The sequence below is a fragment of the Megasphaera sp. UBA4382 genome (assembly GCF_002391155.1).
GTDB classification, from domain to species: domain Bacteria; phylum Bacillota; class Negativicutes; order Veillonellales; family Megasphaeraceae; genus Megasphaera; species Megasphaera hexanoica.
The window spans coordinates 18,413-39,932 of sequence record NZ_DGRS01000064.1 but is presented as its reverse complement, the minus strand read 5'-3'; the positions used below and the strand labels follow the sequence as shown (position 1 = coordinate 39,932).

Below are 21,520 nucleotides of genomic sequence, written 5' to 3'. Positions count from 1 at the left end.
TCCTTTCTTTATGCATGCAGAAGCAGTATATCACGGGAAGATACGCCCAGAGACAATACCCGTGGCGGTTCATGACTTGTTTTATCTACCTGCCACCAGAGAGACGGCGTATTCTCTTTCTGATTCCGGTAGCGGAATTGTACCAGCCAGGAAAAGGGCTGTTCCAGAATCGTCTCTACCGTAACAGCCTGACCGTTTTCTTCCCGGCCCGGCACAAACGACCGTTCTCCTATGGCTACAGCACACAGGCCCGGCGGGACAGGGCGTTCCGGGTGAAAACGGAGATTCCAGTCCGGCACGACTACTTCATTTCCCAGAAGGCGGGCCGGCGCAATATTCCGGCACCCCGTCAGGATAGCCGCCGCCCTGGTAGGCGGCGCGGAAAAGATGTCCTGTACCTTCCCGGACGAATCGACACGGCCGTCTTCCAGAACGATTATATGCCGGCATAACTGATAGGCTTCGTCCCGGTTATGGGTGACGATCAGGACATCTTTGTCATAGTACGTCAGCAGCTGCTTCAATTCGGCCAGCAGCTGCTCCCTGAGCCATGTATCGAGGGCGCTGAACGGTTCATCGAGAAGGAGGATATCCGGTTCATTGATGAGGCAGCGCGCCAGGGCCGTCCGCTGCTGCTGCCCTCCCGAAAGCTGTCCTGGCTTACGGTCCGAAAGGCCGGTCAGGTGCATCCGTCCGATCATATCATCGACCCGCCGCTGCCGCTCCCGTTTATCCTTGAGATAGCGGATACCACTATAGATATTTTCCTCTACCGTCATATGGGGGAACAGTGCGTAATTCTGGAACAGATAGCCTACATGACGGTCCTGAACGCGCATATCCGTGCGGGAACGGGAATCGAACAGGACGCGGCCGTTGAGCACGATCCGCCCGGCATCGGGTCTTTCGATACCGGCAATGCACTGCAGGGTCTTGCTCTTGCCGCTTCCGGAAGCGCCGAGGATGCCGAGGACACCGCCCCTTGTTTCAAAACGGACAGACAGGGTAAAGGCGCCCAGCTTCTTTTCTATATGGACAGACAGGCTCATAGAAGGCGTCTCCTTTCACGGCCTCTTTTTTCATATACGTTGATGGTGAACAGCACGACCGCACTGATAGCGATATTGATGAGGACCCAGATAAATGCGTGGTATTCATCATTGGTACGCCAGAGCTGATAGACCGTCGTAGAAATCATCGCCGTATTGTGAGGGATGTATCCGATGAGCATGGTCGTCGCCCCATATTCTCCCAGTGCCCTGGCAAAGGCCAGCACCGTCCCGGCGATGATACCCTGACGGCAGCAGGGCATACGGATGTGCCAGAAAATATACGTATCGGACAGGCCCAGTGTCCGGCCGCTCCAGGCCAGTGTCTCATCAAAACTTTCAAAGGCCCCGCGGGCCGTGCGGTACATGAGGGGAAAGGCCACTACTGACGAAGCGAGGACACCGCCGTACCAGGTCATGACAAAGCGGATGCCTATATCATTTAGGAACATACCGACAGGATGCTTCAGGCCGAAGATGAGAAGGAGCAGCCAGCCACAGACCGTCGGTGGCAGTACCAGAGGCAGCGTGAGGACGACATCGAGAATTCCCTTTAAGACACGGGGCAGACGGGCCACGTAATAAGCCAGGCAGATACCGCTGAAAAAGACGAGGACGCAGGAAATGCCGGCAATGCGCAGGCTGTTCCACAGAGGATACCAGTCCATCATACCGCTTCCTTACGAGACGGGACTAAAGCCGACGCTCTTAAAAATCCGCATGGCCCCATCCCCTTTCAGATAGTCCAGGAAGGCCCGGGCTTCCTGTTGATGCTGGCTGTGTTTCATAACTGCTGCCGGATAAATGACCTGTCCGCACATGTCTTTCGTCGCTTCATCGACCGGTTTCAGGCGGGCACTAAAAGCATCGGTCGCATAAATGACGCCACAGTCGGCACTGCCTTCCCTGACCTGGGTCGTCACTTCCTTGACATTGGAACCATACGTGATGCGGCCGGCACGGGCAATAGCCGTTTCATCGAGGCCATAGAATGTCAGGATCTTTTGCGTATACTGGCCAACGGGCACATCACTGTTGCCCATGACCAGACGGATAGAGCCTTCTTTCAATTTAGCAGCCATGTCATTGAAATTCTGAATGCCTCCGGGATTTTCTTCGGGCGTGACCAGGACAACTTTGTTTTCCAGAAGATCGACCCGGCTGTCGCTCTTGACGTAATCGAGCCCATCGGGATTGGCTTTTTTATCCCGGGAACCATCGAGCTGGTTCATCTGCTTCTGGGCAGCCGAGATGAACAAATCGCAGTCTGCCCCATTCTGAATCTGCGTCTTCAGGGTACCTGATGAATCAAAATTAAAGGAAATGTCCACATCGGGATGTTCCTGTTCGTACTCTTGGGCAATCTGATTCATCGTTTCCGTCATGCTCGCCGCGGCAAACACCGTAAGATGAACCTTATCCTTTTCTCCCGACGCCGTTTCTTTCTGCCCGGTTCCGCATCCGGCCAGGGCAAATACCAACGTTCCTGCCATAATCGCTGCCATTATTTTTTTCCACATACGGTGTCTTATCTCCTTTTTCATCGGTAATCACAGGGTCATGTACGGGCACAGTCCCCGCCTTCGCCGCGCAGCAGGTCGAGACCGTGGGGAATGGTATCCAGAAAGACATCCATACATTCCTGACAGGCTTTTTCACTGCCCGGCAGGTTGATGATCAACGTCCGTTTGCGGATAACGCTGACTGCCCGGGACAGCATGGCCCGCGGCGTAATCTTCAGTGAGGCCGCCCGCATGGCTTCGGCAATCCCCGGCACCATACGGTCGGCGACGGCTGCCGTCGCTTCCGGCGTGACATCGCGGAGGGAAAATCCCGTACCGCCCGTCGTCAGAATGAGATCTACCTGGCGCTGGTCTGCCAGCCGGCAAAGCTGCTGCCTGAGGGGTGCTGCTTCATCGGGAAGAAGCAGCGTTTCCACGACATCATATCCTGATTCCTTCAGTCTGGCCACAATGGCCGGCCCGCTCGTATCCTGGCGTTTTCCCCGACATCCTTTATCGGACAGGGTAATGACCGCCGCCTGATAGGGACGCCGCTCCCGGCGCTCTGCTATGACCAGCTCGTCACCGGCCCGCAGGATGCCTCCACGGACGACCCGGGCAAACACGCCCTCCCGGGGCATGATACAGTCACCTACGGCCTGATAAATCGCACAGTGCTGATGGCATTCCTTGCCCACCTGTGTCAGCTCAAGCAGGACATCGCCGCTTGTAAACAGCGTCCCTACGGGAAGAGCGGAAAAGTCAAAGCCGCGGACGACGAGATTTTCCCCGAAGGCCCCGCTCTGCACATCGGCCCCACGGGCACGGAATGCGTCAATCCGGTCTGCCGAAAGCAGGCTGACCTGGCGGTGCCAGTGGCCGGCATGGGCATCGCCCCGGATTCCCCAGTCAGCGACCAATTCTGCCGACTCTACGGGCTGTTTCTGCGTTCCCCGTACTGTACTAATACATATGGCTTCTATGCGTCCCATCTTATCCTCCAATCTGATTCATCGTTTTATGTTCTGTAATCCGGCTGGCGTCAGAAAACTGGTGCCGTTCCGGTTTTGCCAGTACGGCTCTGGTCACGGCCTGCCGCAGCCGCGCCTGCCGGCCGGAAAGTCCGCTCCGGATAATTTCTCTGACAGATATGCCCTGTTCATAGCACAGACAGGGTTTCAATACGCCCGTACTGGTCAGGCGCAACCGGTTGCAGCTATGACAGAACTGGTGCGTATTGGCTCCGATGAAGCCGATATGTCCCGTAAGAGAAGCACTGCCATAATAGACGGCCGGCCCGTTGCCATGGTGGCGGCAGGGGGACAGATCGGGCCAGACCTGTTTCAGCCGGGAAAAAGCTTCGCCAACAGGGACCCCCTTCATCTGCCGGCCACAGCCGATTGGCATGAGCTCAATGAACCGTACGTCCAGCGGCCAGTCACGGGCCAGTTCCGCCAGAGGCAGGATCTGGGACACCGTTTCCTCCAATAACACCGCATTCACCTTAATTCTGACTGGCCGTGTCAGTGCCTGCTGCAGGGCGGATAGAACTACATCGAGCTTCCCGCCGCCGGTCAGGTTCGCATACTGACTGGCCGAAAGCGTATCCAGACTGACATTGATACTGCTCACTCCGGCCTGACAGAGAACAGGAAGGGCCTTATTCAGGAGCTGACCATTGGTGGTCAGTGTCACATCACAGACGCCCGGCAGCGCCGTGAGTTTTGATATAAAGGAAAGGGCTCCCTTTCGCACGAGCGGTTCGCCGCCGGTCACTTTAAAACGATTGATGCCCAGTGAAACAGCAGCGTTACAAATTTCCAATATTTCTTCATAACGCAGGATTTCATCGTGCCCGACAGACGGCACGTCAGAGGGCATGCAATAGCGGCAGCGCAGATTGCAGCGGTCCGTCAGGGAAATACGCAGATAATCGATAGTACGGCCCCAGGTATCACGCATGTGGGTCGTCTCCTTTCCCATAGATAAAATGGCCGCTTTTGCCACCTTTCTTCTCTATCAGATGAACCTGTTCGATGTGCATATTTTTATCGACGGCTTTGCACATGTCATACACGGTAAGCAGGGCAATAGAAACACCTGTAAGCGCTTCCATTTCGACACCTGTCCGGCCCTGGCAGCGTACCAGACAGCGGGCCTCGATGGCACGGTCTTCCGGTACGGGAGAAAAGGTTACGGCACACTTGGTCAGTGCCAGGATATGGCACAGGGGAACGAGATCACTCGTTCTTTTTGCACCCATGATGCCGGCAATCTGGGCCACCGTAAGTACATCGCCTTTTTTCATAGTACCGGCCTGTACCATGGAAAAGCAGGTATCGCTCATATAAATCCGCCCAACGGCTACGGCTTCCCGTGCCGTTATCTCCTTCTGGCCCACGTCTACCATGCGGGCATTCCCTGCTTCATCAATATGAGAAAACTGTTCCATTCTTTCCTCCTATTTGCCAAATCCACAGTTCGGGAAGGTACAGACCGGGCAGTTCAGGCAGTATCCGCCTTCTCCCAGAGATGCCAGCCGGTCTGCCGTAATGGGGACGCCGGCAATAAGGGATGGCAGGACGAGGTCGAAAATAGTCCGCCGGGCGTACATGACACATCCCGGCAATCCCACGACAGGCCGGCCGTCTGCCATATAGGACAGGAGGAACATCGCTCCTGGCAGGACCGGCGCCCCGTAAGAGACGATGCGGGCTCCCGTGTTTTTGATGGCCAGCGGCGTCTGATCATCGGGATCGACACTCATCCCACCCGTGCAGAGAACCATGTCCAGGTGCTGTTCCAGCATGCCGTTGATAGCCCGGGTAATAGCCGCCGGATCGTCATCGAGAATGTCGTGGGCTGCCATCACCGCCCCGAATTCTGCCATTTTGGAAACGATGACATCGGTAAACGTATCTTTGATACGGCCGTGGAACACTTCACTTCCTGTCGTCACGACGCCATAGCGGATGTTCCGGAAGGGGACGACCTGCATCAGCGGTTGGGAGCCGGCTGCCTGTTTTGCCGCCTCCATTTTTTCCTTTTCAATGACCAGCGGAATGATCCGCGTCCCGGCCAGACGTTCTCCTTTTTTAACGGCAAATCCACCATGCCGGGTGGCAATCATCATCTGCCCCAGGGCATTGACCCTGTACAGGCCCTGCGTATCGACGAGAAACAGACCGTCACAGTCCGCCGTCAGTTCTATTTTGCCTTCTTTAGGCTCTCCGGCCGCAATATGACGGCCCTGACAGATATCCCGCAGGATGATAGCCGCATCATTTTCATGAAGCATATGTTCATTATTTTCCCAGATATAAATCTGTTCTTTTCCCACCGACAGCAGAACGGGAATGTCTTCCGGCTGGATAATATGCCCCTTGCGAAAGACGGGACCCTTGCTCACGCCACGGATGATCTGTGTAATATCATGACAGAGCACCTGCCCAACGGCATCGACGGTACGCATTTTTTTCATCAGTTCTGCACTCCTTTTTTCTTCTGATCCATCAGGACAGCCGTCAGTACGGCACCGCCCAGGCACCGGGCTTTATCTGAAATGGTGAAGCAGTTTTTCAGTTCTTCCTTCCGGGGATCGATATCGGCAGTCTTAAACCCTGGCGTAACGGGATACCCGTCCCGGATCAGCCCCCGTACCAGACCGGTCAGGCTGGCCCGGATGAGCGTCCCTTCCGTACAGATAGAAACGGTATCCTGTGGGGTCCCGGTGATGATGGCTACGGGATCGCCCTGTTCCACCATATCGCCAATCCGCACCAGTCCATACACATATCCTGAGGCCGGGCTGTGCATTACCCGTTCTTTCCCATATCCGGCAATGATGCCGGGAATTCCCGTATTGGCAGCAGCCGTTCCATCGGTGATGATCCGCCCCAGATTATGCCCCCGCTTCGTTTCAATGACGTAGTCCACATCGCACCCAGCCGTAAATCCCGGACCGAGTCCGATGACACAGGGTGCCATGTCCCGCGTCGTGCCCAGGTTCTTTTTAGCGAGGATTGCATCGACGACGACAGCCGGCTTAAGATCGGCAATCGCCTTTCCTTCCGGATCAATCATAAGGGGAATCTGATTTTTTTCCCAGGCCTGCTGCACGTCTTCATAGGTATGGCAGCGGACAGCCGTCATATCTTCTACCGTACAGCGGCCATCATACACGGCCTCTGACAAGGCTACCTGACGACGGATGGCTGACGGCGCGGCCACTTCCAGGGATACTACGGGGAAACCGGCCCGCCATAACGCTTGTATGACACCAGTGGCCAGATCCCCTCCCCCACGGACGATAATACAATTATGTTGTTTCATGACCTAACTCCTTTAACCAGGTAATTTCACCGGGATTAAATGAACGCTCAAACTCCTGTCTCGCCGTTTCGTTTACTTTCTCCTCCAATTTTTCATACCGCTGGAGAAGAATTTCCGCAGCCTTCGTCAGACGGCTGTGCCCTCCATGGCTGCCGCCGGCCTGTCGTTCCGTCAGAGGAAATCCCCAGATTTCTTCGGCCGCCCGCACGACCGTCCAGGCTTTGCTGTAAGACATGTGCATGGCCTGGGCAGCTCCCTGCAGCGACCCGGTGCGCCGCACACCGGAAAGCAATTCGGCTACACCGGGACCAAAGGCTTTTTCATCGGTCATCATGCGGACCGTGACCTTGCACCGCAGTCTCTTATCCTGATCTCTGTTCATGACGGTCTGCTCCTTTCAGGCGATATGTTTATGTGCGAATAACGCAGGGAGAAAGAAAACCGGCTTGCTGGAACTGCCGGTTTCTTTTTATTTTTTATTATAAGCGATAGCATCCCATCTGAAAAGTACGGCCGGTTTATTTTTTTGCCTGTTTTCTGGCATAGGGCGTGCCTTTCAGGGGAAGTTCCGTCTGAAACTCACCATTCCAGCGGTAGTACGCTCCTGCTACAGCTGGTGCCGTCGGAATAGATGTGATTTCACCGACGCCGATAGCACCGTACGATACGTCTACCCCTTTCTTTTCCAGGGGAATCGCTTCTACGACAGGTGCCTTGTCGGCACGGAATAATCCCAGTGTCCCGTACTTAGCCGTCGGCCTGCCGTGATCAAGAGGATACTGCTCCGTCAGGGCATAGCCACAGCCCATGACGGTACCGCCTTCAATCTGCCCTTCCAGACTCCGGGGATTGACTACTTTTCCTACGTCATGACAGGCTACCATCTTTTTAATCGTGCCATCTTCATTGAGGATACATACGTGAGTCGCATAACCGTAGGCGACGTGGGATACGGGATGTTCCTTGCCGGACGTCCCCATGGCGTCGGTTTTACCATAGTATTCGCCATAGTATTCCGTCCCGTCCAATAATGCCAGGTCTTCTGCCGTAAAGCGTACAGCTGCTGTTTCCGGCGATTCTTCTTCGACCATGACATCTTCCAGATAGGCACTGGGCGTACGGCTTGCTGCATAGGTCAGCCCTTTTCGGGCAAACAAAGCCCGGCGCAAGGCCTTGGCAGCCCGGCGGCCCGCTTCTCCCGTGAGAGTCGTCTGCCGCGATCCGGAAGTCGTTCCCGCATCAGGTGCCGTTGCCGTGCTGGGATTATGCCAGCAAATGTGGCTGACCGGAGCGCCGGCCGCCTGGGACACGATCTGTGTCAGGACCGTACCGACACCCTGTCCAATACAGGAAGCACCGGCATGGATATGGATCTTACCACCTTCCACGACGAGACGGCAGCGGCCATAATCGGGCAATCCTACGCCGACGCCGGCGTTTTTGAGGGCACAGGCTATGCCCACATAGGGACCGCTGTGATAATACGTGTCCTTTACGGCTTCCAGTGTCTCTGCCAGTCCCGTCGCCGGATCGGCAATCTGCCCGTTCGGCAGCACCTGGCCGGGACGGATGGCATTGCGGTAGCGGATTTCCCAGGGATCAATTCCTACCATTTCCGCCAAAAGGTCGAGATTCCGTTCCGTTGCAAAAATCGTCTGGGTCACACCAAAACCGCGGAACGCTCCTGCCGGCGGGTTATTGGTATATACGGCGGTCCCGTCGATATCGATAATCTGGTAGTTATACGGGCCGGCCGCATGGGTGCAGGCCCGCTGCAATACCGGACCACCCAGAGAAGCATAGGCACCATTGTCGGTCACGGCTACCAGTTTCATGGCCGTCAGTCTGCCCTGTTCATCACAGGCTGTTGTCAGGTCCATGCTGAATTGATGGCGTTTGGGATGGATGAGGATGCTTTCCTGCCGGGTCAGTTTGCATTTGACAATCCGCTTCGTCTTGTAGGCAATGAGCGCTGCCAGATGCTGGACCGTCACATCTTCCTTCCCGCCGAAGCCACCGCCGACGAGCTTGTTCTCAACGATGACTTTTTCCTGGGGAAGTCCCAGGAGGAGCGCCGTTTCCCGCCGCGTGTCATAGGGGCTCTGATCGGTCGAATAGATATAGACGCCATCGTCAAAGGGCATGGCTACGGCACATTCCGGTTCCAGGAAAGCATGTTCCGTCCAGGGCGTTTCATAATGGCGGGTCACTTTATATTTAGAGGCCGCAATGACCGCGTCGGCATCGCCGCGCACCAGATGTTCGTGGACGAGGATATTGGACCCGTGGGACGGATGGACCAGCGGAGCTCCCTCTGCCAGTGCTTCAACTGCCGATGTAACGGGCTGTAACTCTTCATATTCTACCTCTACGAGCTTTTTGGCTTCAGCCAGGATATCCGGTGTTTCCGCCGCCACCAGGGCAATGGCATCACCGAGGAAATGGGTCGTCTTTCCGACGCCGATAAGAGTATCCCAGTCGGTCTTCAGGTGTCCGACTTTGACAGAACCGGGAATATCATCGGCCGTCAGGACACAGATGACACCGGGCAGGGCCTTTGCCTTTTCCGTATGGATGGCTTTGACGACGGCCCGGGGATACTGGCTGCGTACGGCACTGCCATAACACATGCCCGGCAGATCGACTTCGTCTATATCGTCTACATACTGTCCCGTTCCCAGTACTTTTCCCTTGACATCGATGCGGTGGCAGGCTGAACCGACTTGGGGATATTCGTCTTCTGCCGGTACGGGAGTTCCCTTATCCAGCATATCCGCAGCCAGAGCGATGGCGTCGATGATTTTTTTATAACCCGTGCAGCGACAGATATTATTGCGGATAGCCGCGGCTATCTCTACCCTGTTCGGCCGGGGATTGGCATCGATGAGCGCTTTGCCGCACATGACCATGCCCGGGATACAGAAGCCGCACTGCACGGCGCCAGCTTCTCCAAAGGCATAGACGAATACATCTTTTTCCCGCTGTGACAGTCCTTCCACCGTCAGGATACGTTTGCCGGCCATCCGGCCTGCTTTCTGTACGCAGGTTTTCGTCGCTTTCCCGTCGATGACGACGGTACACGTGCCGCAGGCACCTTCACTGCAGCCATCTTTTACCGATTTCAGCCGCAAATCATTGCGCAGAATATCCATCAGCTTCCGTTCCGGATCAACCTCAATTTCTCTGTTGTTAATCCACAATTTACATGTCCTATCCATAACAGTCCTCTTTCCGCCCCTTCAGGCTTTCAGTGATATGTCTGTCATGGCTGCCATTTCGCCCAAAAGCGGGAAAGCTCCAGGCGGGGGAAAATACCAGACAGGAACATACGAATTCATATAAAATTTATGGTTGCCATTTAGAATAACCATATCCCATAAACAAAATACCTAGTACAAGAAACAAATCTCCCATTAAAATTACGGTGTGATCCAGGGACAAACAAGTCATAAAAGAACCAATCCCTAAAACAATAGTACCCGTCACAGAAGCTATTTTATATCGTAATAAAGAGCCCATTTTAATTACCTCCTGTGCCATTTTCCATTATGTTTGTTTCATTTTCCGCTATAGTAACACGTTTATGGCTAAGTAACATTCCCGATGCATAAATACAAGCACCTAATATAAGGCCATTTAAAGAAAGAAGGCCTACCGGAAAAACATATAAAATTACCAGAGTAACCAACCATGACAACCAGGGAATACAATTCCAATCCTGAAAAGAAGCTGCATGGAATGGGATGTATTTACCTTTATGCACAATATAGTAATCTGCTAAAATAATCCCACATAAAGGTGGTACAATAACTCCTAATACATTAAGGAATGTAAAAAGCATGGATATTTTATATGGCTGCGTCAATGTGGCTGCTGCAGAAATAATAATAAGCCCTGCCAGCATTTTATTACGATCCATATTAAAAGCATTGGCTAAATTTAAAGATGTAGAATAAAGATTTGCTGCATTAGTTGTAAAAATATTTGTTGTTAGGAGCAAAATACTGGGAAATACCAGCCCAAAGCCCAACAAAATGACAACCAAATCACTATCGTTCATAGCAATAGATGATGCTGCTCCACAAATAATCATTAATGTATTACCGCCTAAAAGTCCAATTATACTGGCAATAATGACATCTTTTGCACTTTTCCCATATCTCATAATATCGGCAATACACGTTGCTGTGGAAAGAATCCACGTTCCAATAACAATAGTAATGCCCGATAATAATTCAATAGCTACTTCAGGTTCATACATCCATAATGCCTGCAAACCTCCAATAGAATAGATGGAACGGATGGCTGTGCCCAAAGACAAGAATACAATGGACGGGATGGCAATGTATCCAAAAATAGTTATGGCCTTAATACCCAGGACTGCAAAGATACCCATTACAATAGCACTGGACATCATTGCAATTCCTTCGCCTATTGTTCCTAAATCAAACACCTGGGCAATAAAGTGTCCGTATAAAGAAGCCTGTATAGTGTACCATCCTAAGTTTACGACGGGGACAAAAAGAGAAGCAAGTTTGGATCCTTTATTCCCAAAACTATATCGGGTTAATAAAGCAAAAGTAAGGCCTGTTCTATAAGCAATAACGCTGACAAGGGCGGCAATAACACACAAAAACAAATTTCCTAATACCATTGCAATAATTAGTTCTGTAAAATTGAGTCCCGATGCCAGCCCTCCACCGGCCATCATACTTGTAACCAAAAAGACAAAACCAGTCCAAACAATCGTTAAACTGAAACAAGATTTACGTGCGGAGCATGGCACTGCACAACGGGAATATTCAGAATCTGCTTGAATCCTCTTTTTATCCATTGGTTCTTCCTCCCTAATAAAAATTTATATTACCAATATCCATTGTGAACTTCTGCAATTTTTTTCGCCAGTGAAGGAAATGGCCCTATGACTGTAATATCTTTCTGCCCGGCTGCAAAGATTTTTCGACATGGTAAATTAAATGTGGGATTTTGCTCATTGGAACCGGTCATAGCCAACAGCTCTTTTTCTTCTAATCCATATACCACAGTCCCTATATTAGCCCAATACATCGCCCCTGCACACATACTGCAGGGTTCTACCGTAGTATACAATGTACAGTTCCATAAGAAAGCTTTGTCATATTTCATGGATGCTTTTTCTACCAATTGTGTTTCTGCATGACCCGTACATTTATGTTGTGTAATTTCCACATTAATCTGTTTTAACAGAATCTCACCATCTGGTCCTACCAGCAGTGCTCCAAAAGGAGTATTGCCGGCAGCACGGGATTCTTTAGAAATTTCTATCGCTTTTTCCAAATAATATTCATGAGAATGTTTCATAACTATCTCCTTTTATTCTCTTACAATGTCTTCATAGGCAATGGTGCGTTTGCGGTGCAGCAGGGTTCCATAGCCTTTCTGGCCTGTAAACGTATTGTCCCTGGCTATGATCTGACCGCGGAGCATGACAAGATCGATGGCACAATCGGTGGTCATGCCGTCATACGGAGAATAGCCGCAGGTTGTATGCAGCGTATCCCTGCCAAAGGTGTGTGTTTTCGCCGGATTGATGAGGATGACGTCGGCATCACTGCCCGGCATGAGAGTCCCTTTCTTCGGGTAGAGTCCGAATATTTTTGCCGCATTAGTACTGGTAGTCTGTACGAATCGTTCCAGTGAAATCCGTCCTTTCAGGACGCCTTCGCTGAACAGGAGCGGCATCCGTTCTTCCACGCCGGAAACGCCACCGGGACAATTCCGGAAATCAGCAACATTTTCCAGTTTTTCCTTTTCCGTAAAGGGGCAGTGATCGGTGGCGATGACCTGTACCGATCCGTCGCGCAGTCCCTGCCAGATGGCTTCATTATCTTCTTTCTTGCGCAGTGGTGGCGCCATCATGTATTTGATGCCTTCTTCGGGACCGCCATCGCGGAATTTATCTTCTGTCAGGAGCAGGTACTGAGGGCACGTTTCAACATAAATATTCTTCTGCCCTTCCCTGCGGGCCAGCCGTACCTGATCCAGGCTTTCATGAGCCGAGAGATGGACTACGTATACCGGTGCATCTCCGTCGGCACGGGCGACGGAAAGGAGCATATTGACACTTTCCGCTTCGGCAATGTTGGGACGCGTCAGGGCCTGCCCGATGGGCAGCAATTCATCAGGCTTTAGTTCCTTGCGCAGCGTATTGGTAATGGTGTCATTTTCTGCATGAACCGTGAGCAGACCGTGGTGCTCTTTCATGACCCGCAGGATAGGCATGAGCTGGGGTTCTGTAATGGGAAATCCGTATGTCGTATAGGCTTTGAAGCTGGGGAAGCCTTCATCGATGATATATCCCAGTTCCTTGAGTATATCGGCATCGACATGCTGGAATACGCCATGGAAACTGTAATCTACCGGGCAGTCTGCCGCCAGTTTCCGGTAGACGTCGAACTGATGATGAAGCGAACATCCTACAGGGCCAAAGGCCATATGGTCGATAATCGTCGTCGTCCCTCCGCATGCAGCGGCGATACCGCCTGTATAGAAGGTATCGCAGGCCCGGTATTTGGGAGACTGCTGCAAATCCATGTGGGTATGAGGGTCGATGCCGCCCGGGCAGACGTACATACCATCGGCATCGATGACTTCTTCTGAACCGTGATAGATTCCCTTTCCCAGTTCTTCTATGATACCGCCGTTAATTTTCAAATCGGTCCTGACGTGCTGTCCTTCGAGACAAACTATTCCGTTTTTGATGACGTATTGCATGATGAATTACCTCCCAACTTGCAAACCAGGGCGTAGGTAATACAAGCGCCGAGTGTACCAAATACATAGGCATTATTAAAGAGCGGGCTCAGGGCCGGTACCCATTTGCCGGCAAATATGATCGCCGTAAAGATGAGCATGATGACGATAGCCCGGATGTTCCATCCATTAGAATAGAAATATTTGCCCGGTCCTTCAATATAAGCATCGACAATGCTCAGGTCTGTGTGATATTCAAAGAGATAGGCGGCAATGTAAATGCCCGAAATCGGTCCAATCAGTGCGCCCAGGAGCTGGGTGACATCAAAAATCAGATGATAGGCACTGGAAAGAGAATTCCACGGCTGGGCAAACAGGGACAGGAAGGCGACGAAGATAGCCACTTTCCGGTAGCTGAACCGGCCTTTGACATAAGAAGCGACGATGTTGACCGGTGGAATCAGGTTGCCGGCAACGTTGGTCGTCAGGATGGCCATGATAATGAACAGGGAGAAGATAAGCCGGATAATCGGGCTGGGGAAGCAGCCGACGAGGACGGCCGGTTCCCAGATTTCTTTACCGAAGGCCAGCCAGGCACCAGCTGTACCGCAGATGCCGACAAAGGCAATATATCCGGTCATGACTGGGGCGCTGATGATCTGGCCGACAATCTGGGCTCTCTGATTGACGCAGCTTCTCGTAAAGTCCGGCATGGACAGGGCAATACCGCCATCGAAGGCGATCATAGCGGAAAGGGCCGGCCAGAACAGCGTCCAGAAATCCGTATCGCCGCGGGCCTGCACGACCTGGGCACTGAGCAGCGTATCGAGGCTCCATCCGGCCGTCGATAACCCCCAGACGATGACGATCAGGCTCATGGCAATGAGGGCCGGGGCTGAAATACCTTCCAGGATTTTGACGGCTTTATTGCCGGACGCGGCAATGTAGACGTTGAGTGCCCAGAAGATGAGGAAGGAAATAAAGAGTCCCGGAAATCCCAAATCACCCCAGGCAGGAAAAACAGTAGAAATAATAATACTCGTCGCCTGGCCGCCAATCCATGCCTGGACGCCGAACCAGAAAATGCCGAGGATGCCACGGATGATAGCCGGCACGCATAATCCATTCTGACCAAAAATCGCCTTGCCCAGCATGGCATAGTTCATGCCGTATTTGACGCCGTAGTGGCCGATGATCATGGCGACGGCCATGACCAGCGTATGACCCAGGACGATGGTAAGCAGTGCTTCATACCAGGTCATGCCGGCCACGAGGAGGCCGCTGGCTACCTGATAAACGGCAACGGATACGATAATGCCGATCCAGAGATTGGCCATATCCTTCATATGCCAGTCCCGTTTTTCCCGGGGAATCGGTTTCGTCGCATCACTGTAAAAATTTTTGTGAGCCTGAATTTCCTTCACTCCGGCATCGGTCAGGCTGACAATGCCATCGTTTTCTTCCTGATAGGGATTCATAAAAATCGCCTCCGAAAACATATACACTTTTTTGCGCATATACTATATCGCAATTAGAAAAGGATAAACGAGATATCACCGCGCTTACCATAACACATAGGAATAATCATGGAATAATGTATCGATCAATTTCCGTACGGGCTCTTCCAATACAGATGTACCCGATTCACCAACGGTATACTCTGTTGCCATACCGTCCAGGCGGACGAGGAAACGGCCGGTCTCAGGCTGAATCAGGAGGATGCCCGGATTGGTGCTGTCATCCATATCGGCCTGCGTCCGGAATATCGTCAGTTTATCTTTATACGGAGCCCCCTGCCAGGGACAGAAAGAACGGCAATTCCCACATTCATTGCAGAGAGCATCGAGATGAACGATCTGATGGTGCATGAGTCCCGGAACCTGTACTACCATATTGGCCCGGTTAGGACAGACTTCCGTACAGACTTCGCAGATAGCATCACACTGCAGGCAGCGCCCGTCACATCCGGTTCCGGGAACCATTTTGAGCTGTCCCCGCTGGGCATAAACAGTCTCTCCGTCTGCGGCCAGTTCCGTAGCGACACTGACGGGCATGTGCAGGATGTTTTCAGCTGCCCGCTTTCCATCGGCAATACATTCTACGACAGACGTCGTCTTTCCATAGTGACCGTCCCCGATGACAATCAGTCCCGGAATATCTGCCGGTCTGGCAGCGCCCACAAGTCCCCTGACGCCACAGGCCGCCAGCACATAATCAAAATCAGCCAGCTCATCGTACTGCCCGATGCCGTGATCCGTTTCGATATGGACGCCCATTTTTTCAACAAGGGAAATATCCTTATCAATCGCATCGGCTGTAATCTGTCCTTTTTTATCACAGAGGAAGGAGCGGACCATGCCGCCGGCCGCATCATTTTTTTCAAAAACCGTGACATCGACGCCACCACGGGCCAGGAAATACGCGGCTGACAGCCCCGCCGGGCCTGCACCGATAACAGCCGCCTTTTTGCCGTTTCCTGCTGGCGGCACGAGTTCTGCCATGACGGCGTCGTATCCGTTTTCTGCCGCTATGAGCTTATTACGCCGTATTTCCACCGGACTTTCATAGAAATTGCGGGTACAGCTGTTCATGCATGTATGATAACAAATCGTGCCGGTGATAAAAGGCAGGGGATTCTTTTCCAGGATGACTTCCAACGCTTCCTTGTATTTACCTTCCCTGACGAGAGTCATATAAGCCGGGATGTCCTGATGGATGGGACAGGTATCGCTGCAGGGAGCCATAAAGCAGTCCATGACCGGCAGAGGCTGGTCATTCTTGCGTTCCTGGCGCACCCGGGGCATCGGTCTGTAATACGCATCTTTCCGGGCGCGGTCCAGAATATTTCGGATCTTTTCTCCATCGACACCGCAGAAAGAAGGTGCATCGTCTCTGTGGAACCCGCCCGCTATCTGGGACAGTCGTTCATAGCCGCCAGGTTTTAACAGGGTAGTTGCCACCGTAACCGGCCAGATACCGGTGTCTACAATATTCTTTATATTGAAGGCATCAGCACCGCCGCTGTAGGAAATACGCAGGCTGCCAGAAAAATCATCTGTCAGCTTTTTCGCTACATTCATGGAAAGGAAGAACAGAGGCTTGCCGGACATGTACATTTCTTCGCCCGGTAATTCTCCCCCTTTGATGTCCACGGGAAACGTATTAGTCAGTTTAACACCGAACAGGAGTCCTTTATCTTTTCCCAGTTTCTGCAGGCGCTGCAGCATCGGTACGGCATCGCTATAAGCCAGGTCATCCTGGAAATGACGGTCCGTAAAGGCCATGTGGGTATATCCCAGTTCATCCATCGTTTTACGGACGAACTCATATCCCAGAAGTGTCGGGTTGCATTTGACGAACGTATTGAGATGTTTTTCCGTCAGGAGATAGGTCGCAATCCGTTCGATTTCTTCCGGCGGACAGCCATGCATGGTGGAAACGGTCACGGAATTGCAGATAGTTCCGGGAATCGCCTGTACGTCTTCGGCCGTCAGATTCTGGAACAAATGGATATGACCCAGGAGCCAGTCCCGGCATTCCTGAAAGATTGCCGTCTGGGATGCCTCTTTTAATCCTTCAATGAACGCATCAATCTTAGGGCTGCTGATTCCTTCCAGATTATATCCGACAGACATATTGAACTGGAACCCATCCACAGATCCCAGGCCGTATTCTTTGGCCAGGACATGGAGGAGGAACCAGGCTTTGACATATTCTTCAAAGGCCTTGGGCACTGTCAGTTCGGTAGACCATTCAACATTGTAGCATTCATCGTCGGCGTGGATACACGGTTTAGCCACAGGCAGGTCTTCCCCGTCGAGAGTCTGTACCGTTTTGAGTTCGAAGAAACGGGCACCTGCCGCATAGGCCGCGGCTATATTCTGGGCCAACTGTGTATGGGGGCCGGCCGCCGGACCGAACGGTGTTTCCAGTTTGCGGTCAAATATCGTATAGGTACGGGACGGATCAGCCTTATATAAATGATGTACGCCGTACACAGTTTTAACATGACGCTCTCCCAAGAGCCATTTCATAAGATGTTCAAAGGGCAGTGAATACATTCTGTCGCTCATCGTCTTTCTCCTTTCGTTGTCATCCATTGATCCGCCGGGCAAGTTCAGCTGCCCCCGTGCGGATTTTATCCATCATTTCCTGTTCATCACAAACGAGTAACTCTCTGTCCTTCATGAGGACTCTGCCACTAGCTATGGTCGTCACGACATGGCGGCCGTTCATCCCAAAGAGGATGTGACTGTTGACATTGTCTGCCGTAAGCGGTGTCGGCGGTATGTAATCGACGACAATGGCATCGGCCGCCGCGCCTTCTTGTAAGACGCCAAGAGGCCGTTTAAAATACCGGGATGCGATTTTCGGATTGTTTTCAAACAACATCTGTGGCACTTCTGTCCAGGCTGCATTGGCATCACAAAGATGATGTTTGTGCAGTACATTAGCCACTTTGTACGATTCAATCATATCGTGAGTGTACCCATCCGTACCCAGACCGGTCAGGACGCCGCGATGTACCAGTTCCATCGTCGGCGGGCATCCGCAGGCATTTCCCATGTTAGATTCGGGATTGTGCACCACCATCGTATCCGTATATTTCAGAAGGTCCATTTCATGAGGATTGATATAAATGCAATGCCCCAGCAGGCTGTGCGGTCCCAGGACATCCCAGTCATAGAGCCGGTCCACAATGCGTTTGCCATATTTTTTCAGGCAGTCCTGCAAATCTTCAATACCTTCTGCCACGTGGATATGGTATCCTGCCCCGGATGGTTTATGATTTGCTGCCAGTTCCATCGTCTCGTCACTGATGGTGAACTGGGCATGCATTCCCATCATGCCGGCGAGCATGTCTGTCGTATCTTTCTGGGCATACCGGATCCAGGCTTCATTTTCCAGCACCGCTTCTTTTGCCTTGTCCCTGCCGTCCCGGTCGGAAATTTCATAGCACAGGCAGGAGCGGACGCCCATCTTCCGTGCTGCATCGCCAATCGTAAACAGACTGTCCTTGATTTCACCATAACTGGCGTGGTGGTCAAAAATCGTCGTCACGCCGTTTTTGATGCATTCCATATACGTTTCTACGGCACTCAGCCAGGTCAGGTCATTGGTCAGATGCCGGTCGATATTCCACCAGAGACCATCGAGAATGTCGAGGAATCCCCTGGGCGCATATCCATTGATAGCCAGGCCGCGGGCCATGGCACTGTAAATGTGCTCATGGGCATTGATAAAAGCCGGCATGATCAGTCCGCCATGGGCATCTATATAGTCAGCCTGTTCATACTTCTGCCGCATCGCCGGCAGCGGTCCGATATCACAGATGATACCGCCGTCCATAACTACGGCTCCATCATGAATCAGTCCACGTTCTTTCGTACGCGTCACAACCGTACCATTTCCAAGAAGTAACATATCGTATCCTCCATTCCGGCTGCCCGGCATCCCTTTATCCGGACAGCTCTTGTATTCTATATGCATTTTTATAATAGTACATTTGCCGTTCCCGTATCTAAAAACATATTAGCATTTTATTTGTATGTGTGTCAAATATTTTTTAGATTATCTAACATTTATTTAGTAATCTGTATAATTCACACGAAATCATGCATTTAGGGCATAAAAAAGCACGGCCTGGACGGAGCGATAGTCCGGCGCCAGTGCCGTGCAATGATATTATTGATATTTTCTGCCATAGGCGGCCCATCCGTAGGGAATAGACAAAAAGAAAACCGCCCCGGCTATATTTCCCAGTGTCACCCAGAATAGATTATACCCGTATCCGGCCAGGGTAATATCCGGCGCAGCCGGCAGCAGCATCGCCAGCGTCATGACAGTCATGTTGGCAATACAGTGTTCAAACCCCAGTGTATAAAATACGTACAGGCACCAAAACGTCATAATCAATTTACCTGCATCGGAATGACAGCGGAAACTGCTCCAGATGGCCAGGCAGACGAGGATATTGCAGAGGATGCCCCGGAAAAAAAGCTCCAGCGGCGGCAGGCTCATTTTCATGACTGCTGCTTCGGTAATCGCCTCCGCCGTCGTGCCCGTATCATAACCGGCACCATAAAACAGCAGGGATAATATAACCGCTCCCAGCCAGTTTCCGCCGTAACAGACCGCCCAGAGGCAAAGGACATCTTTAATAGAAATCAATTTACGCCTCAGGCCATTGTACAGGACAAAGGCATTTCCCGTAAACATTTCTGCTCCGCAAATGATGACCAGGCTCAGGGCAACGCCAAAAGATGCTCCCATAATGATATGCCGTGCCGGCCAGTCTCCCAAAAAACCGCTGATCGTATAGGTCAGCAATATACCAAATCCCAAATAGGCTCCGCCCAGAAGGGAAGCCATCACGTATCCTATAGGATTGTCTTTTAAAAACCGTACCTTAGCTGCCGCACTTTTTGCTGAGGCATCATACGTTTCCTGAAACACCGTATCACCTTCACACCATCAAGATAGTTTTATTATACCACAACCGCATCAGTTTACACGGTCAAAAAGTGCCCCTTTGCGGCCGGAACCATAACGGGACACCTTTGTCTTTTCTTATTTGATTTCTTTAGGTATGAGGAGATTGAGCGTAATAGCTATAAGGGATGCCGCTACGACAGGAGCCTTGCCAAAAATCGTCGTCACCCAGGCCGGGAACAGCGCTAATGTGGCCGGCGCTGCCGAAAGGCCCATTCCCATAGCCACGGCTAGTCCGATAATAGCCGTATTGCGCGGACTGGTCCCTTCTGAAAGGGCCAGTTTGATACCGGTCATGGCAATAGAGGCAAATACAGATACGGTCGCCCCGCCGAGGACTGCATAGGGAATCGTCGTCAGGAGCGCAGAAAATTTCGGGAAAAGGCCGGCAATGAGAATAATGAAGGCTGCCATGCCCAGGACGTGACGATTGATGACCCGCGTCGTCGTAACGATGCCGACATTCTGTCCATAGGTAGACGTAGGCAGGAACCCAAAGAAGGCCCCCAGGATGTTCGTCGCGCCCAGCCCCAGCAATGCTCCGTGCAGTTCCTGCGTTTCTGGCAGGCGGTTCATGGCCCCCGATGTAGTTGCCGAAAAGTCACCGATAGCCTGGATAGAATTGATGACGAACAGTATGGCGATAGCGACGATGGCTGACACATCAAATTCTATGCCGAAGTGCATGATCCGCGGCACCTCAAAATAACCGGCGTTGGCTACGTTGGTAAAATCTACCATGCCCAGTACGAGAGAAAGGATGTACCCGGCTCCCATACCGACGAGAATGGATGCCAGTTTCAGGCTTCCTTTGCCGAAATGGGTGAAAAAGGTGACGACGCCCAGCGTAAATAAGGCCACGACCCAGTTCTGCCATTGGCCATAGGTCGGTTGTCCGATTCCGCCGGCCATATAATTAATAGCGATAGGATATAATGAGAGTCCGACTGTAAAAACGACCGTTCCGGCTACGAGAGGAGGAAAGAAATGGCGGATCCGGCGGATGCAAAGCCCCACCAGGATTGCGACCAAGCCACCGACGACCTGTGCGCCGAAGATAGCAGCAATACCAAATTCTTCTGTAATAGCCTGCATACTCGGTACGTAGGCGAAACTGACGCCAAAGATGACAGGCAGTCCCGCTCCCAGATGAATCCCGCTGCGCGGTCCGATGGGAAATAACTGCAATGCTGTGCCAATAGCTGCCGCAATAAGGGATGCCTGAATCAGAATGACACTGTCTGCCGGCGACAAATGAGCGACACCGGCAATGATAATGGCCGGCGTGACACAACCGACAATCATGGCAATGACATGCTGCAGGGCAATAGGCAGAGCAACGCGGAAAGGCGGCCTGCCGTTGAGTTCGAATAAGGAGAGTGCACGCTTTTTAGAGTCCGGTTCTGGCATGAT

At 52.1% G+C, this 21,520-nt stretch carries 19 protein-coding genes; all 19 read right to left on the bottom strand.

Annotation, left to right across the window (positions count from 1 at the left end; genetic code table 11):
- Positions 1-8: 8 nt before the first annotated feature.
- The 19 genes from B4H10_RS07775 to B4H10_RS07685 all read right to left on the bottom strand — a co-directional run bounded on the left by B4H10_RS07775 (position 9) and on the right by B4H10_RS07685 (position 21,517).
- Entirely contained in the window at positions 9-1,049 is a 1,041-nt protein-coding gene (locus B4H10_RS07775) for a sulfate/molybdate ABC transporter ATP-binding protein (protein ID WP_292018587.1), read from the bottom strand.
- A complete protein-coding gene (gene modB / locus B4H10_RS07770) occupies positions 1,046-1,720 on the bottom strand; it encodes a molybdate ABC transporter permease subunit (RefSeq protein WP_292018586.1) in 675 nt (224 codons plus the stop codon). Before modB ends, B4H10_RS07775 begins: the two co-directional genes overlap by 4 nt.
- 9 nt (positions 1,721-1,729) lie before the next feature.
- Positions 1,730-2,569 (bottom strand): molybdate ABC transporter substrate-binding protein, encoded by an 840-nt coding sequence (modA, locus tag B4H10_RS07765; RefSeq protein WP_292018585.1) that lies wholly within the window; start codon positions 2,567-2,569, stop codon positions 1,730-1,732.
- Between the two features lie 38 nt (positions 2,570-2,607).
- Positions 2,608-3,543, bottom strand: a complete 936-nt coding sequence (locus B4H10_RS07760; protein ID WP_292016802.1) for an MOSC domain-containing protein — start codon at positions 3,541-3,543, stop codon at positions 2,608-2,610.
- 1 nt (position 3,544) lies between these two features.
- On the bottom strand, positions 3,545-4,513 hold the full coding sequence (gene moaA, locus B4H10_RS07755; protein WP_292018584.1) for a GTP 3',8-cyclase MoaA: 969 nt from the start codon (positions 4,511-4,513) through the stop codon (positions 3,545-3,547).
- The gene (moaC, locus tag B4H10_RS07750) at positions 4,506-5,003 is read right to left on the bottom strand and encodes a cyclic pyranopterin monophosphate synthase MoaC (RefSeq protein ID WP_292018583.1); all 498 of its coding nucleotides are present in this window, start codon (positions 5,001-5,003) and stop codon (positions 4,506-4,508) included. Before moaC ends, moaA begins: the two co-directional genes overlap by 8 nt.
- 9 nt (positions 5,004-5,012) lie before the next feature.
- Positions 5,013-6,032, bottom strand: coding sequence for a molybdopterin-binding protein (locus tag B4H10_RS07745; protein WP_292018582.1), 1,020 nt, complete (start codon positions 6,030-6,032; stop codon positions 5,013-5,015).
- Positions 6,032-6,883, bottom strand: a complete 852-nt coding sequence (gene yqeB, locus B4H10_RS07740) for a selenium-dependent molybdenum cofactor biosynthesis protein YqeB (RefSeq protein WP_292018581.1) — start codon at positions 6,881-6,883, stop codon at positions 6,032-6,034. Before yqeB ends, B4H10_RS07745 begins: the two co-directional genes overlap by 1 nt.
- The gene (locus B4H10_RS07735; protein ID WP_292018580.1) at positions 6,870-7,265 is read right to left on the bottom strand and encodes a winged helix-turn-helix domain-containing protein; all 396 of its coding nucleotides are present in this window, start codon (positions 7,263-7,265) and stop codon (positions 6,870-6,872) included. The genes yqeB and B4H10_RS07735 overlap by 14 nt, the downstream gene beginning before the upstream one ends.
- 136 nt (positions 7,266-7,401) lie before the next feature.
- Positions 7,402-10,101: a selenium-dependent xanthine dehydrogenase gene (gene xdh / locus B4H10_RS07730; RefSeq protein WP_292018579.1), complete on the bottom strand. Its 2,700-nt coding sequence runs from the start codon at positions 10,099-10,101 to the stop codon at positions 7,402-7,404.
- 127 nt (positions 10,102-10,228) lie between these two features.
- Entirely contained in the window at positions 10,229-10,402 is a 174-nt protein-coding gene (locus B4H10_RS07725) for a hypothetical protein (protein WP_170087070.1), read from the bottom strand.
- Between the two features lies 1 nt (position 10,403).
- A complete protein-coding gene (locus B4H10_RS07720; protein ID WP_113856456.1) occupies positions 10,404-11,717 on the bottom strand; it encodes a cytosine permease in 1,314 nt (437 codons plus the stop codon).
- A 29-nt stretch (positions 11,718-11,746) separates the two neighbouring features.
- Entirely contained in the window at positions 11,747-12,223 is a 477-nt protein-coding gene (locus tag B4H10_RS07715) for a nucleoside deaminase (RefSeq protein WP_113856457.1), read from the bottom strand.
- Positions 12,224-12,235: 12 nt separating this feature from the next.
- Positions 12,236-13,636, bottom strand: coding sequence for a dihydropyrimidinase (gene hydA / locus B4H10_RS07710; RefSeq protein WP_292018578.1), 1,401 nt, complete (start codon positions 13,634-13,636; stop codon positions 12,236-12,238).
- Positions 13,609-15,093, bottom strand: a complete 1,485-nt coding sequence (locus tag B4H10_RS07705; protein WP_170087068.1) for an NCS1 family nucleobase:cation symporter-1 — start codon at positions 15,091-15,093, stop codon at positions 13,609-13,611. Before B4H10_RS07705 ends, hydA begins: the two co-directional genes overlap by 28 nt.
- An 84-nt stretch (positions 15,094-15,177) precedes the next feature.
- A complete protein-coding gene (gene ygfK / locus B4H10_RS07700) occupies positions 15,178-17,688 on the bottom strand; it encodes a putative selenate reductase subunit YgfK (RefSeq protein WP_292018577.1) in 2,511 nt (836 codons plus the stop codon).
- Between the two features lie 19 nt (positions 17,689-17,707).
- The gene (gene ssnA, locus B4H10_RS07695) at positions 17,708-19,039 is read right to left on the bottom strand and encodes a putative aminohydrolase SsnA (protein WP_113856461.1); all 1,332 of its coding nucleotides are present in this window, start codon (positions 19,037-19,039) and stop codon (positions 17,708-17,710) included.
- Positions 19,040-19,300: 261 nt separating this feature from the next.
- Positions 19,301-20,071 carry a formate/nitrite transporter family protein gene (locus tag B4H10_RS07690; protein ID WP_059076423.1) on the bottom strand — a complete coding sequence of 257 codons (771 nt, stop codon included), beginning with the start codon at positions 20,069-20,071 and terminating at the stop codon, positions 19,301-19,303.
- Between the two features lie 114 nt (positions 20,072-20,185).
- Complete coding sequence (locus tag B4H10_RS07685; RefSeq protein WP_292018576.1) at positions 20,186-21,517, bottom strand: uracil-xanthine permease family protein; 1,332 nt, start codon at positions 21,515-21,517, stop codon at positions 20,186-20,188.
- Positions 21,518-21,520: the final 3 nt, after the last annotated feature.